Origin of the sequence: Microbacterium sp. 1.5R (genome assembly GCF_001889265.1) — a bacterium.
Taxonomy (GTDB): domain Bacteria; phylum Actinomycetota; class Actinomycetes; order Actinomycetales; family Microbacteriaceae; genus Microbacterium.
Map to the genome: position 1 here is coordinate 3,371,229 of NZ_CP018151.1, position 14,213 is coordinate 3,385,441.

A 14,213-nucleotide genomic window follows, 5' to 3' on the forward strand; every position below is an offset into this window, starting at 1 on the left:
TGCCATGTTCCTCATCATCGCACTCATAGCCCTCGCCGTGTGGGCTCTCGTGTCCACGGTCATCGAACTCCGCCGCGACGGATACCGACGCGTTCCCACTGACTGGTCCCGCGTCGCCGATCGAGACGCGCTCGACCGAGCGGAGACCGGGCGCGTCTATCGCTGAACCGGAGCGGAATCTCCCTGCGCGCCGGCATGCGCGGCTACGCTCGTGTGCATGAGCGAGCCCCAGCAGCCTCCCGCGCAGCCACACGGAACTCCCCCGGACTACGCGGGCTCGCACTATCCGGCGCAGCCGGTACCGCAGCCGGCACCACAGCCGACGCAACCGCAGCACGCGCCGCACGACGGCCAGCCGCACGCCGGACAGCCCTACCCCGGACAGCAGCATGCCGGACAGCCCTATGCCGGACAAACATATGCCGGACAGCCGTACCCGGGCGAGCAGCGTCCGGCCCAGCCCGGAGCCGGCCTCGGGCGCACCGCCTTCCTCCTCGCTCTGGTCTCGCTCGCGATCGGGCTTGTCGTCACGCTGTCGTACCCTCTGATGTTCCGGATGACGGGCGACCCCTTCGCGATCGGCGCGTTCTCGGCGATCGGCAACGGACTCGTGCTGGTCGTCGCCGTCGTCGGACTCATCCTCGGCCTGATGTCGGTGCGACGACCGGGGCCGAAGATCCTCGCCGGCATCGCGATCGGCGTCACCGCATCGCAGCTCGTCGGAATCGTCATCTCGTGGGTGTCGAATCTCTTCTACGCGCTTCCCTTCTGACCGTCCGGAGAATCGATGAGCGACCAGCAGCAGAACCCAGACGCCCCCCAGGATTCGGGCCAGCCGTATACGCAGCCAGGCCAGCCGCACGCGCAACCCGGCCAGCCCTATGCGCAACCCGGCCAGCCGTACGCGCAACCCGGCCAGCCCTACGGACAGCCCGCCCAGCCCTACGGAGTCGCGACGCCGCCGTACGCATCAGGGCCGACAGCACCGCGGCCCGGGAGCCTCGGTCGCACCGCGTTGATCGTGGCGGTGAGTGCCGCGGCCGTGGGGCTCTTCTTCCAGATCGTCACCCCGTTCATGTACATGAGCGTCGGCTACCAGTTCGTCGATCTGCTGTCGAACCTCGTGAATCTCATCGTGCTGGCCGGCGCGGGTGCCGGTCTGGTGCTGGGGCTCATCGCGCTTCGGCGCCCGGCACCTCACCTGCTCGCGGCGATCGCGATCGGCGTGGGCGGCAGCGCCGTCGTCGGCACCCTCGTCTCGTGGGTGTCGAACCTGTTCTACTACTTCGGGTTCTGAGTGCGAGACTCGGCCGCGAGCACGCGGTCGTAGACCTCGATCATCGCGGCGGTGCGCGACGACTGACGGAACGACTCCGAGACTTCGCGCATGGGCAGAGGTGCGGTGCCGGCAGCGATGTCGGATGCCGCGCGGCGCAGCGTCTCGACGAGACCCGCCCGTCGCTGGTCCTCGGTGCCTGACGCACCCGGGACAGCCCAGAGACCGCCACCCAGTTCTGCGGCGATGTCGGGGTCGCTGATCACAGACGGCGTGCCGAGCGTCGCCGCCTCGAACGGCGTCATCCCCTGCGTCTCGAAGCCGATCGAGGTCTGCACGAGCGCGTCAGCGGCGGCGATTCGCGCCAGCGTGTCGGGATAACTGAGCTTGCCGGCGAATCGGACCGTCGGCAGGTCCTCGACGATCTTCTCGGCCGCGGCTCGCTGGGCGCCTCCGCCGATGATCTCGAGATCGGCATCGACTCCCGATTCGACGAAGGCCTCGAGGAAGGGGAGCAGTCGCTTCTCGGGGCTCATGCGCCCGAGCCAGACGAAACGGGGGCGCCCCGGTTCACGCTCGCCGGGCGCGGCGGCGAGGGTCGCGTCGCGGATGTCGTCGTCGATGCCGTTCCACACCACATCGACCGGACTGAATACCCCATGCTCTTCGAGGCGTCGGGCGAAGTGGGTCGACGGTGCTGTCACCGCTGACGCGCCGCCGGCGATTCCACGCAGGAACGCCCAGCCGTCACTGCCGCCGATCGTCGGCACCACCCCCGCGAGCGCCCGGCGCCGCCAGATGTTCAACGCAGAGAGCACCGGTCCATGCAGCGGGGTGACCGCGGCGATCCCCACGTCCACGCGGTTGTGCATGGTGTGCACGACGGGAATGTCGTGTCGAGCCGCATATCGGTGCCCGATGAACGCACCCCAGAAGTCCGCCTGGACATGCACGAGATCCACGGGCGGTCGATGCGTCAGCGCCCGATCGAGGAAGCGATCCGTGCGGCGTCCGGGCCAGCTCATCGAATACTCGCGGTCGACGGTGATCGGCACCGACGGCAGGTCGAGGTTCGAGGGATCGGTGCCGCGTGCAGCCCGCGATCCGTGCATCTTCGGTGCCACGACGGTCACGGTGTGGCCCGCGCGCTCGAGGAACTCGCGCTGCAGCCGCATCGACACCTGCGCCCCGCCGAGCGAGTCGAGGTGCTGATCGCCGAAGAAGACGATGTGCATGGCGGGTGCCGTCACTCGGGCAGGGGCTCGTCGCGGTACAGCGCCTCGAAGGTGTCGAGCGTGCGGTTGATGTCGTGGATCGCGACGCCGTCGAGAGATGCCTGCTGCATGCGGGCGTACTCCCCGGGTGACGCGGTCAGCACATCGGTGAGCCGCGCAGCCAGGGCATCGGCATTGCCCGGTTCGAACAGGTAGCCGTTCTCGCCGTCGTGCACGAGGTGCGGCAGTGCGACGGCATCCGCTGCGACGATCGGGAGCGCGGAGGCCATGGCTTCCATCGTCGCGATCGACTGCAGCTCGGCGATCGAGGCGATCGTGAAGACCGAGGCACGCGAGAGCAGCGCCCGCAGTTCCTCATCGCTGGTGCGTCCGTGGAACGTCACGCGGTCGGCGAGGCCGAGCTGGTGCGAGAGATTCTCGAGCTGCTTGCGCTGGTCCCCGCCGCCGACGATGTCGAACGTGGCGTGCAGTGCGGGGTCGAGCTTCGTCATCGCCTGCAGGATGACCTCGACCTGCTTCTCGGCGGTAAGTCGGCCGACGAAGATGATGCGATTCGCGTCACGGGGCGCGACGACCGGCGTGTACTGGGTGCGGTCGATGCCGCAGCTGACGGGGATGACGTTCTCGACGGCGACGGTGCGCTCGAGGAAGTCGGCTGCTCGACGCGTCGGCGTCGTGATCGCGCGGGTCAGTGCGAAGGTGCGCTTCGCGTCTCCCCACGCCCACCGCAGCACGAGATCGTCGATGAACTTCGGCATCGTGGTGTGGTCGAGGATGTTCTCGGCCATCACATGGTTCGTCGCGATCACCGGGATGCCCCGCTCGTGGGCGATTCGCGAGAGGCCGCGACCGATCACGATGTGCGACTGGATGTGCACGACGTCGGGCTGCACATCGTCGATGATCTTGCGGGCGTAGTGCTTCACACGCCACGGCCAGACGAAGCGCAGCCAGTCATGCGGAGCCCAGCGCACCGAGGGCAGTCGGTGAAGAGTCATCGGCTCGCCCTCGATGACCTCCGTCCGCGCGGGCGTGCGGCGGTAGACCAGGTTCGGGGCGACGACATGCACGTCATGGCCGCGCTGCACAAGACCGGCGGCGAGGCGCTCGGCGAAGCGCGCGGCGCCGTTGATGTCGGGCGCGAAGGTGTCGCATCCGATCAGGATGCGCAGCGGACGGGGTCCCGTGTGGGGAGCGACGTCGGAAGCACTCGTCGGATCGGAGGTAGAGGAGGACATTCTGCCTTACGGTACGGCGGCCAGGGGAGCCCGATCGGGCGCTCGCCACTCTACCCGAGGGGCTTGTTCGAGCTGCTGAGGCATACCGGCATCCCTCAGCCTCACCCCCTACCGTGGAGGCATGCGACTGACTGCCGACGCCGACCCGCAACTGTGGATCCCCGTGACGGATTCGCTCGGATGGAGGGGGCGCCGGCACCGCAAGGCGGCGATCCGGATGCTGTTGGGGCAGGTGAACTCGGCGATCGGCGCCACGCAGCGTCCGGGTTCGCGGCTCGGCGCCTGGGCGATGAGCCAGGCGGCGCCGATGCTGATGCGCCGGGCGGACGGGCGCGTGCTCGTCTGGACCTGGAAAGCGGACCCTGAGCTGGTCGTGGCAATGGCGACCGCGCAGGCGCTGACTCCCGAAGTCCGGATCGCCCGCGCCTCGATGCCGATGGACTACGACGACACCCAGTCCTTCTCGAGCCGCTGGCTGGGCACGGGAGAGAAGCTCGTCGTGGCGATGCCGCCGTCCCCTGCATCTCCGCCGTTCGTCACCTACACCTGGGACACCGGCACGCACCTGGTGACGTTGACCGCGATGTGCAGCGACCGCGAACGCTTCGGCACGCTCGACGGTGCGCTCGATGACCTCGCGCGCAGCATCCGGGTCGCCGATGAGGTCACGGGCGGCGAATCTCCCGAGGTGCTCCGCCTCGGACCCGCCTGAGCTCGATTCTCCCGCCCGAGCGGCGGTTGCCAGAGTTCGATCGCGGGACCTTCCCGGGTCGTGGATGCGGGCGAAGGTGCCATATTCGGCTGTTCTTCTCCGGTCAACGCCGTCAGGTCAGACCCGCATAGGGGCAGCTCGAACGTGCACGCTCCGCGCCACGCTGAGCCTCGGTGTGCGCCATCGTTCGTCGGGATCCCACCATCCCGGTCCCCGCACCTGCGGGAGCCCCGCCTGCATCCGGATCTCCCACCCCGAGGTCCCGAGGGATCGGTGGTGCCACCAGCACAACGGGACCCCGTTGTCGGTGTGAGTCGGACCACCCCTGGCATGCTCGACGACATGGTGGATCTCGCACCACGACGCGGGAACGTGGCACCCGGGGATGAGGCATTCTTTGTCTCGGGCGATGATCGCCCGGCGTTGGTGCACGGTGAAGATCCGGTCGGTGGTCGTGATCCCGATGATCCTGCCCTCATCGACCAGCACCCGTTGAATCGTCCCCGCGCATCCGACGTGCGCGGCGACGGAGACCGGGACGTGGGCACCGGATCCGGCGACCGTCGCCCACCCACCGTTTCCGCCCGCTCCGCCCATTCCGCCCTTTCCGCCCATTCCGCCCATTCCGCCCACGAGATCCTTCGCGTCGACGTTCACGACGAGGACCGGCGCGGAACCGCCGAGGGTGGGCATGTCCGTGTGCCGGGCGGCGATCCCGAACACCATCGCGAGAGCGTCGTGACGCTTCTGCGACGCGGAGCGGTCATCGAGCACACACCGCGGATCCGAGTTGAACGGGTCACCGTCCTCTACGTCCGGGCCGGCGTCAGTATCCGCACCAGCATCCGCATCCGCATCCGCATCCGCATCCGCATCGGCGCCCTCGCTCGGGGCGAAGTGCACTCCGGGCATGGGCGGGCCGTCACCTTTGGGGTTGAGGATCGCGTCCAGGATCAGCTGCAACTGCGCCGCGACGTCCGGGGTCAGATACCCGCGGATCGCGTGCACGCCGTGCGTGAGACGACCGATCGTGATGCCCCGGCGTCGACGGGAGTCTTCATCCTTGGGTTCTTCCCCATCGGGGTCGAACATCGACGCGAGATCCTCGGCGAGGGCTTTCAAGTCCTGCGGGGTCGGCGCCGGACCCGGCTCATCAGTCTCCGGGCCGTCATCATCAGCGTCGACCACGACGCCGTGGCCGCGAGCACACCCCGCCAACGCGACATCCGCCGCCAACCGCTGATCCACCGTCAGCCGATCCCACACCTTCTCGATCGGCCCCGTCGCCGCGAGAAACCCGGCGACGCCGACCACCCCGTCCAGCAAGGCGAGACGCATCTCCGACCACCGTGCCGGCATCCTCTCCCCCGCCAGACTCACCGGTCTCCGCACCAGATCGACGACCCTGTCGACCCGGGACGCGCCCCGCACATCCACCGACACCGTCCGCTGCAACAGCTCATTCAGGCCACGGCACCCCGCCGAATGCGGAAAGTCGGCGGCGTCGCCCGTCGCGATCGTCTCGACAATCACGGCCTCCGCGCGGCGGAAGACAGCACCCGCACCCTGCAGAACAGTCATCCGATCCGCATCGGACAACCCCGCTAGCGCGTCATCGGACAGCACCGTGTCGAGGTCGGCGATGACCCGATCCAGAAGCTCCGCAGTGCTGTTCATACCCCCTAGTCAACCCGGGGCCACCGACATTCGAGACCCGAAATCACCAAGAATTACCCCAGATCAGATCCGTATTCCAATCTCCCGGAATGGCACAGCGCAGGGTGCACGCCATCAGGCGACGCCTATTGTGAACAGAGGTAACAATGTAATAGGGTAACCACATGGAACCCCTCTTCGTCGACCGCCTCCTTCAGATCGCCGACCTGTTCCAGAAGGACATGGCCCGCGCGTTCGCCGGCACGGATCTCACACCGACCCGTGTGCACCTCCTGTGGGTCCTGCAGCACACCGGTCCGTCGACGCAGCAGACCCTCGCCACCCTCTGCGGGGTGACACCTCGCAACATCACCGCTCTCGTGGACGCACTCGAGGGCTCAGGTCACGTCCGTCGCACCCCCCATCCCTCCGACCGCCGCGCCGTGCTGGTCGAGCTCACCTCGACCGCCCTCGAGACCATGTCGCAGATGCAGGAGGAGCACGCGCAGCTCAATGAGACGCTGCTGAACGCGATCGCCCCCGACGACCGCGCCGCGGTCGAGCGTGGCCTGACAGCCGTCGCCGCGCATCTCGAGAACCTCGTCACCTCCGCGGCGAGCGCGCACGCCCCCGCACCCGCACCCGCACCCGCACCCACACCGGTGCCGGCACCGACACCGACACCGACACCGACACCGACACCGGAGGGCACGCCATGACCGAGCATCTGCAGACGACCGCTCCGAGCCCGACCCCGATCGCGCGCATCCTCAACTTCCTCCATCGCGCATGGGTGGCCGAGCTTCGCGTCTACTCGAGCATCGCGCGTGCCATCGCCCGTCGTCCCGCAGTCCCGGAGGGCGGCACGGGGATCAGCTATCACCGTCCCGTGCTCACCGTGCTGTTCATCTTCATCGGCCTCTCCGCTGTCGAGATCCCGATCCTCGACCTGATCGTGCATCAGTGGCCCGTCGTGCGGATCACTCTGCTGGTGCTCGGGATCTGGGGCGTCACCTGGATGGTCGGTCTGCTGTGCGCGATGCTCATGCGCCCGCATGCCGTGGGGCCAGACGGCGTCCGGGTGCGCAGCGGACTCGAGCTGGACGTGCCGATCGGCTGGGCCGACATCGCGTCGATCGCGATCAGTCGTCGCGTCGATGAGCCCAAGCAGCCGCGGGTCATCGGTTCGGAGTACGCCGAGCGGATGCAGGACGAGACCAACATCGAGATCGAACTCGAACGCCCCGTCGCGATCCGGCTCCCGGGCCTCGCGCCGAAGGGCGGGACTCATCAGGTCGACCGCATCCGCCTGTGGGCCGACGACCCGCGCGCGTTCCTCGACGCCGCCCGCCCGTTCCTCGTCGCGGCCTGAACGCGGCCTGATCGCGGCGCGGTCAGTCCAACCCGCGGTCCGCGAGCCACTGCTTCGCGACGAGTACCGGAGCCCGCACCAGCCAGGCGTCCGCGATGATCTCCGCCAGCCGGTCGCGCTCGACCGCATCGAGCTGCACCAGCACACCGGGGTACCCGTCGAAGTGCGGAATGGAGAACAGCCCTTCGGGCTCTGCGGCGAGCAATGCCGCCTTCTCATCGAGGCTGCCGACTCGCACGCCCAGCACGGGCCCCTCCGGCCATTCGAGCCCGAGGTCGGCGAGCTGCCGCAGATCGACCTTGCTCGGCCCACGCACCCAGGCGATCTGACCGCTCGCCAGGCGCCAGGAGGGCTCGCCGGTGTGTCCGCCCACACGCTCGGTCACACCGGGGAGCGCGAGAGCGATCTCACGGACATCATCGACGGTCGCCATCCGCCCATCGTCCTCCCGTGAGGCGGCCGCCACAATGGCCGGCATCCGCTCGCCGCCCCTCGGTGGCGTTCAACGCGAGTCGCGCTTCGCCTGTCGACGCGCACCCTGGGCGCGACTCGAGGCGTCTCGTTTCACACCACCGGTGGTCTGCTGGTGCTCCCGCATCCGCCCCGCTCCTGCGCCCTCATCGAAGGGCGCCTCGGAGCCCGGTCCACTCCATCTGCCCTCACGGGCGCGGGCCAGCCTCTCATCCTTGAGCTCCTCTGCCTGCTCATGAGCCACGCGAGCGAGTTCTGCGCTGACGATCGAGAGCGCCTCCTCGAACACATAGGCCCGGCCGCGGGCCTTGTCCGACCCGGCGGCTGCGGCACCTCGACCGCCCGCCTGCTCGACGCGCTCCGCCGCACCGCGCCGATAGTTCGTCGTGTGCTTGTTGCGGGCCCGCCTGACCCGTTTGTGCAGGGCGAGCAGGCCGTCCTCGTCGAGTTCCGCCAGTCGCTCAGGCTCGAGCTCGCGGATGAGGTCGCGCTCCTTGTCCTTCAGAACCCACAGGTACTGATCCATGTCGTACTCCTTCGGTCGGGGCTCCCCATCGGCCACTCGTGTAACCGAGTATCCGCTCGGGGATCCCCGCCCGCCATGGGTTCTTCCGCGGAGGACGCCGGTCGAAGGAACATCCTCCCGACTGCCTCAGCGCACGATGCGCAGCGTCCGCACCTCGAACGGCCGCAGGCGCAGCTCTCCGCCGACGCGCGGGTCGTCGATCGCATCCTCGATCAGCGAGACCTCACGGATCTCCCTGTGCTCGAAGTCGGCGACCAGCGAACCGACGGCGCGGCGACCGAGCGCCTCGTAGAGCCGGACGATGACGTCACCGGAGCCATCGTCCGCGAGCTTCACGCCCGACACCACGATGCCGTCGCCGTCGACGGACACGAGAGGCGCGACCTCGTGCTCGCCGTGCACGACCGTGGGCGCGGTGTTGAGTCGGATGCCCTCGGTCGTCGCGATCGCCGCATCGGCTCCGATCACGAAGCCGATCGTTATCTCGTGGTGCCCGTGATCGGTGTCGGGATCGGGGAACCGCGGTGCGCGCAGCAGCGAGAGCCGCACGGTGGTCGCGACCGCGTCGTCCGAGACCTCGCGCGAGGTGTCGTACCCGTAGATCGAGTCGTTCACGAGCGCTACGCCGAAGTCCTGCTCGCGCACCAGCACGAAGCGGTGCATCGAGGTCTCGAACTTCGCAGCCTCCCAGCTGGTGTTCGTGTGCGTCACCCGCGACTGGTAGCCGAACTGCGTCTCGGCCTCGGTGTGCGTGGCCTGGATGTCGAGAGGGAAGGCGAGCTTGAGCAGCTTCTCGGTCTCGTGCCAGTCCACGTCGTTGCGCAACAGCACGGTGCGCTCGCCCGGGGCGAGCGTGATGGTCTGCTCGATCGTCGACTCCGAGAACGCCCGGGTCACGATGACGGTCGCGACCCCGTCGACGACGGATGCCGAGATCGATGCGACCGCGGTGAGGTCGTCGACGCTATTGCGGTAGTAGCGATCGATGTCCCAGGCGTCCCACATGTTCGGGAAGTCCTGGTGCAGCTGGAACAGGTTCGCCGCCCGCCCCTCGGCCACCGCCTCTCGGCCCGACGCCTTGTCCACCGCCGAGACGATGAGTCCCTCGGCGGAGATCAACACGGAGACCAGCTCGTTCTCGAGTCGCCAGCCGCCGTCTTCTCCTGCGAGCAGGACGGACGCCGGGGCCGGCGCCTCGACGAAGCCGGCGCCGAGGGCACGACCGCCGCCGACCGAGGTCGGCACGAACCGCAGCTCGCGCTCGCCTTCTCCGGCGAGGGAGCGGCGCGCGGCGTCGGCGAGCGCCTGCGCATCGGCGAGCACGCGCGAGAGGACCTCGACGGCCTCACGATGCACCCAGGCGATCGAGGTGCCGGGCAGGATGTCGTGGAACTCGTGCAGCAGCACCGTCTCCCACAGGCGGTCGAATTCGGCCTGGGGATATGCGGCGCCGGTGCGCACGGCATCCGTCGCCGCCCACAGCTCCGCCTCGACGAGTGCGTGCTCGCACCACCGGTGCAGCGCCTTGGTGGCGTGCTGGCTGGTGAGCGTTCCGCGGTGGAGTTCGAGATAGAGCTCGCCGACCCATACGGCCGGGTTCGGCAGCTCGGCCCTGGCCGCCTCGAAGAAGGTGTCCGGGTGCTCCCAGACGACCCGCGCGCTGCCTTCGAGGTTCTCGAGGCGCTTCGCCTTGCCGGTCATCTCGCGCGTGGTGCCACCGCCCCCGTCGCCCCAGCCCACCGGTGCGATCGACCGCGACGTCACGCGGTTCTCCTTGAACTGACGAGATGCCTTGGCGACTTCCATGCCGCTCAGCTGCGAGTTGTACGTGTCCATCGACGGGAAGTGCGTGAACACCTGCGAGCCGTCGATGCCCTCCCAGAGGAAGCTGTGGTGCGGGAACACGTTCTGCTGATTCCACGAGATCTTCTGCGTGAAGAACCACTCGAACCCGGCCCGGCGCATGAGCTGCGGCAGCGCGGGCGAGTATCCGAAGCTGTCCGGCAGCCAGACGCCCTTCGAGCGGATGCCGAACTCGCGTTCGAAGAACCGCTGACCGAACGAGAACTGGCGCACGAGCGACTCGCCGGACGGCATCACGGTGTCGGATTCGACCCACATGCCGCCGAGCGGCAGGAATCGCCCGTCCGCGACCGCGGCCTTGACCCGGGAGTAGACCTCGGGCCGGTGCTCCTTGAGCCATGCGTACTGCTGCGCGCTCGACATCCCGTAGAGGAAGTCGGGCTGCTCGTCGATCAGCGTCGCCATCGACGACGTGGTGCGGGCGACCTTGCGGATCGTCTCGCGCACCGGCCACAGCCAGGCCGAGTCGATGTGCGCATGTCCGATCGCCGAGATGCGGTGGGCGCTGGCCTCGGCGGGCGCCGCGAGCGCTGGCGCCAGTCGAGCTCGGGCATCGGCAGCGGTCTCGACGATGTGCTGCAGGTCGAGCACGTCGAGGGCGTCGTCCATCGCCTGCAGGATCTGCATCCGTCGCGGCGAGGTCGCCGGCAGCTCGGCCTGGAGCTCGAACAGGACCTCGAGGTCGAGGGACAGCTCGAACACCTCCTGCTCGAAGACGGCGAGGTCGATGCGGCGGGTGCGATAGAGCGGTTCGCGGGAGGACGTGCGGATGTCGCCCTCCTGCGTCGGCAGGAAGGGGTGGTAGTCGAGCAGAACCGGGTTGGCGGCCGCCTCGAGGTAGAGCTCGACCGGCTCGTCGCCGTGCGCGGTCTCGGTGATCGGCAGCCACTGATTGCGTGGGTTGATGCTCTTCACCGGCGTTCCGTCCGGCCGGTAGACGAGCGCCTCGCACTGGAAGCCGGGCATGTTGATGTCGAACCCGAGGTCGATGACGGCCTCGACCCGACGGCCCGCCCAGTCGGTGGGCACTGCGCCGGTGATCTTGAACCAGGTCGTCGACCAGGCAGGACCCCACATGCTCGGCACGGATGCCGGGGCGAAGTCCAGTGCGAGCCCGTCAGCGGGACTGATCGGCTCTCCGGGGATCTGGTTGACCTCGACGGTGAGGGGGACGGCGGCCGAGTGGACGGCCGGGCGGATGCGCTCGTCGAGCACCCTCTTGACGCGGCCGACGGTGAGCGAGGTGTCGTCATGCATGTATCTGGTTCTCCGGGCTCGACGGTGAGTGGTGCATAGGCGTTGTGCGCGACTGGAGCCCGATTCTCGGGCAGGTGCCGACAATGCTATCGGATTTACTAAAGCGATCTAGTGAATCTCGCATCGAGCGTGTCAGACCCCTGTCGTGCGGCTACCGAGCGGCTAAACCGATCAAGTAGTGTGAGGCCCATGACCTCGGCCAAACGCGTCACCATCGCGGACATCGCGCGCATGGCCGGAGTCTCGCCCGGAGCAGTCTCGTTCGCGCTCAACGGACGCCCGGGGGTGAGCGACGAGACGCGCCAGCGGATCCTCGCGATCGTCGAGGAGAACCACTGGCAGCCGAGCTCGGCGGCACGCGCCCTCGTGGGAGCCCGTGCCAACACGGTCGGCTTCGCGCTCGCACGCCCCGCCCGTTCGCTGGGCTCCGAGGCTTTCTTCACCGACCTCATCGCGGGCATCGAATCCCGGCTGTCGGAGAGCAAGGTCAGCCTGCAGCTGCGGCTGGTCACCGACATCGCCGAGGAGATGGAGGTGCATCGGCAGTGGCGCTCGTCGAACCAGGTCGACGGCATCATCCTCATCGACCCCCGCGACGACGACCCGCGCAGCGACCGGATCGCAGCCCTCGACGCCCGCGCCGTGTTGATCGGCTCCAAGCCCTCACCCGACGGAGCGGTGCCGAGCGTCTGGATCGCCGACGACGAGGTGGCCGAGACCCTCTTCTCGTACCTCGCCGCGCTCGGACACACCCGCATCGCCTACGTCGCGGGTCCCGCCGAGCTCGAGCACACCCGGCTGCGTGCCGAGGTGCTCGATCGCATGGCTGCGGACGGCGTCTCGAGCGAAGTGATCACGACGGACTTCTCCCCCGCACGCGCATCCGCGGTCACGCGATCGCTGCTCTCCGCGAGGCCCCGCCCGACGGCGATCGTGTACGACAACGATGTGATGGCCGTCGCCGGCCTCCGCGTCGCTCAGGAGATGGGCCGTGCGGTGCCCCGCGACGTGTCGATCGCCTCCTTCGACGACTCCGTCATCGCCGGCCTGATCAATCCGTCGATCACCGCGATGACCCGCGACACGTTCGAGCTCGGCGAGCAGGCCGCGACACTGCTGCTGCAGCAGATCGTCGCCGGGACCAACCTCCCGAGCGCGCAGGGCCCGACGCCGACGCTCACCGCCCGCGAGAGCACCGCCCCGCCGACGGCCGCGTCCTGACGGAGCCCTTCGGCCGCTACGGCGTCGCGCTCAGCCGCTGACGACGGTGTTGACGGAGCCGTAGGGGTCGACACCGCTCGTCGACAGATCAGGACGGATGAGGTGACGGATGCCGCGCGCGGCGAGCGCCGCGTCGTCGCGCACCGTCTGAGACGTCACGAAGGCGGGGTCGAGCCCGCGCTCGCAGGCATCCACCCACGCCTGGAACACGGCACCGCCGGGGCTCAGCGCCGCCCGACTCACCGGCACCTCGCGCTCGTCGACCTCGACGACGATGGCCGTCTCCCGCTCCGGCGCGGCCGCCCGTTCGCGCAGTTCGGGGATCAGCTCGGCGAACCGGCGGCCGATCGGCTTGGCCGCACCGCTCTGATCGACCAGGCCCAGCGAGTACTCCAGTTCGGGGAAGTCGCCGAGCTCGCGGCTCACATCGTGCGAGCACCACCAGGTCACGCCCCAGAGGTTCTCGGTGCGCACCGCGGATCGCAGGGTCGCCTCGAGGAATCCGGGCATCTCGCGCTCGTCGAGGCAGTTCGACGGAGCGCCGACCTCCTGCAGCCAGACCGGTCGATCCCGATCCGTCGCGAAGGCGCGCGAGAGCTCGATGAGGTACTCGGCGTGGCGGTCGGAGGCGACCGAACGGCCGCCGTAGCGCTGAGCCGTGCCGTTGAAGATCCAGGAGTGGATGGTGGTCATCTCGCCCAGCCGAGACGCGTGCGCGGGGGTGAAGCCGTGCCCGTCCATGTACCAGACCGCGTCGTACTCGCTGTGCACGTGCGAGAGACCGGGGGCCGCGCCCTCGGCCGCGGAGAGCAGCGACTCGATCCAGTGCCCTGCCTCGTCGATCGTCACGGGCCACGGGGACGGGTGCGTGTGCGCCGAGAACTGATTCGTCTCGTTGCCGAGCGTCAGGCCGAGGAAGTTCGGCGCATCGCGCAGCGCACCGGCCAGCGTCTGAACGAGGTCGACCTGCCCGCTGAGCGCCTTCGGATCGGTGAACATGTTGCGGTCGTGCCAGGTGTACAACCATGACGGGACGAAGTCGAAGCTCGACAGGTGCCCCTGGATCACGTCGACGCTGACGTCGAGCCCGAACTCGGCGCCGATGTCGACCATCGAGCGGACGTCGTCGATCGCCTTCGGGCGGATCAGAGTACGGTTCGGCTGCAGCACCGTCCACAACGGGAAGACCCGGACGTGATCGAGACCGAGCTCGGCGAGCGCCGCGAAGTCCCCGCGCACATCGTCGGGGGTGAAGTCGAGCCAGGAGTGCATCCAGTCCTTCGACGGCGTGTAGTTCGCCCCGAATCTCAGGCGAGCATCGAGAGCGCGGCGCTGCGTCATGTGTTCGGACCTTTCCGACAGAGCCCTCCGACGAGGACGTGGTCG

14 protein-coding genes are annotated in these 14,213 nt (G+C 68.8%); 7 read left to right on the forward strand and 7 right to left on the reverse strand.

All coding sequences use genetic code 11. The annotated features are described in order from the left end of the window. Positions 1-4: 4 nt before the first annotated feature. From BMW26_RS17825 to BMW26_RS16105, 3 genes are read left to right on the forward strand one after another with little or no spacing between them, the layout of a single operon-like run. The gene (locus tag BMW26_RS17825) at positions 5-166 is read left to right on the forward strand and encodes a hypothetical protein (RefSeq protein WP_171821952.1); all 162 of its coding nucleotides are present in this window, start codon (positions 5-7) and stop codon (positions 164-166) included. A 51-nt stretch (positions 167-217) separates the two neighbouring features. Then, a complete protein-coding gene (locus BMW26_RS16100; RefSeq protein ID WP_150115127.1) occupies positions 218-772 on the forward strand; it encodes a hypothetical protein in 555 nt (184 codons plus the stop codon). 15 nt (positions 773-787) lie between these two features. Then, on the forward strand, positions 788-1,297 hold the full coding sequence (locus tag BMW26_RS16105; protein WP_072592034.1) for a hypothetical protein: 510 nt from the start codon (positions 788-790) through the stop codon (positions 1,295-1,297). On the opposite strand, the gene BMW26_RS16110 is transcribed toward BMW26_RS16105, so the two are convergent. Next, positions 1,282-2,526 carry a glycosyltransferase family 4 protein gene (locus tag BMW26_RS16110; protein ID WP_332257635.1) on the reverse strand — a complete coding sequence of 415 codons (1,245 nt, stop codon included), beginning with the start codon at positions 2,524-2,526 and terminating at the stop codon, positions 1,282-1,284. The genes BMW26_RS16105 and BMW26_RS16110 overlap by 16 nt on opposite strands. Beyond that, a complete protein-coding gene (locus BMW26_RS16115) occupies positions 2,523-3,749 on the reverse strand; it encodes a glycosyltransferase (protein WP_053098039.1) in 1,227 nt (408 codons plus the stop codon). Before BMW26_RS16115 ends, BMW26_RS16110 begins: the two co-directional genes overlap by 4 nt. 121 nt (positions 3,750-3,870) lie before the next feature. On the opposite strand from BMW26_RS16115, the gene BMW26_RS16120 reads away from it, so the two are divergent. Then, positions 3,871-4,461, forward strand: a complete 591-nt coding sequence (locus BMW26_RS16120; protein ID WP_053098040.1) for a hypothetical protein — start codon at positions 3,871-3,873, stop codon at positions 4,459-4,461. 117 nt (positions 4,462-4,578) lie between these two features. Here the strand turns inward: BMW26_RS16120 and BMW26_RS16125 are convergent, their stop codons facing one another. Further along, the gene (locus BMW26_RS16125; RefSeq protein ID WP_072592035.1) at positions 4,579-6,138 is read right to left on the reverse strand and encodes an HNH endonuclease signature motif containing protein; all 1,560 of its coding nucleotides are present in this window, start codon (positions 6,136-6,138) and stop codon (positions 4,579-4,581) included. 164 nt (positions 6,139-6,302) lie between these two features. On the opposite strand from BMW26_RS16125, the gene BMW26_RS16130 reads away from it, so the two are divergent. Together BMW26_RS16130 and BMW26_RS16135 are read left to right on the forward strand one after the other, a co-directional pair. Beyond that, positions 6,303-6,836: a MarR family winged helix-turn-helix transcriptional regulator gene (locus tag BMW26_RS16130; protein ID WP_072592036.1), complete on the forward strand. Its 534-nt coding sequence runs from the start codon at positions 6,303-6,305 to the stop codon at positions 6,834-6,836. Continuing rightward, entirely contained in the window at positions 6,833-7,489 is a 657-nt protein-coding gene (locus BMW26_RS16135; protein ID WP_072592037.1) for a hypothetical protein, read from the forward strand. Before BMW26_RS16130 ends, BMW26_RS16135 begins: the two co-directional genes overlap by 4 nt. A 22-nt stretch (positions 7,490-7,511) precedes the next feature. Here BMW26_RS16135 and BMW26_RS16140 read toward each other — a convergent pair whose 3' ends face one another. The 3 genes from BMW26_RS16140 to BMW26_RS16150 all read right to left on the reverse strand — a co-directional run bounded on the left by BMW26_RS16140 (position 7,512) and on the right by BMW26_RS16150 (position 11,606). Beyond that, on the reverse strand, positions 7,512-7,922 hold the full coding sequence (locus BMW26_RS16140; RefSeq protein WP_072592038.1) for an MmcQ/YjbR family DNA-binding protein: 411 nt from the start codon (positions 7,920-7,922) through the stop codon (positions 7,512-7,514). A gap of 69 nt (positions 7,923-7,991) precedes the next feature. After that, positions 7,992-8,486 carry a hypothetical protein gene (locus BMW26_RS16145; RefSeq protein WP_072592039.1) on the reverse strand — a complete coding sequence of 165 codons (495 nt, stop codon included), beginning with the start codon at positions 8,484-8,486 and terminating at the stop codon, positions 7,992-7,994. Positions 8,487-8,612: 126 nt separating this feature from the next. Beyond that, positions 8,613-11,606: an alpha-mannosidase gene (locus BMW26_RS16150; RefSeq protein WP_072592040.1), complete on the reverse strand. Its 2,994-nt coding sequence runs from the start codon at positions 11,604-11,606 to the stop codon at positions 8,613-8,615. A gap of 189 nt (positions 11,607-11,795) precedes the next feature. On the opposite strand from BMW26_RS16150, the gene BMW26_RS16155 reads away from it, so the two are divergent. Further along, positions 11,796-12,827 (forward strand): LacI family DNA-binding transcriptional regulator, encoded by a 1,032-nt coding sequence (locus tag BMW26_RS16155; RefSeq protein ID WP_053098044.1) that lies wholly within the window; start codon positions 11,796-11,798, stop codon positions 12,825-12,827. A 30-nt stretch (positions 12,828-12,857) separates the two neighbouring features. Here the strand turns inward: BMW26_RS16155 and BMW26_RS16160 are convergent, their stop codons facing one another. Beyond that, on the reverse strand, positions 12,858-14,168 hold the full coding sequence (locus BMW26_RS16160; protein WP_072592041.1) for a glycoside hydrolase 5 family protein: 1,311 nt from the start codon (positions 14,166-14,168) through the stop codon (positions 12,858-12,860). Between the last annotated feature and the right edge of the window lie 45 nt (positions 14,169-14,213).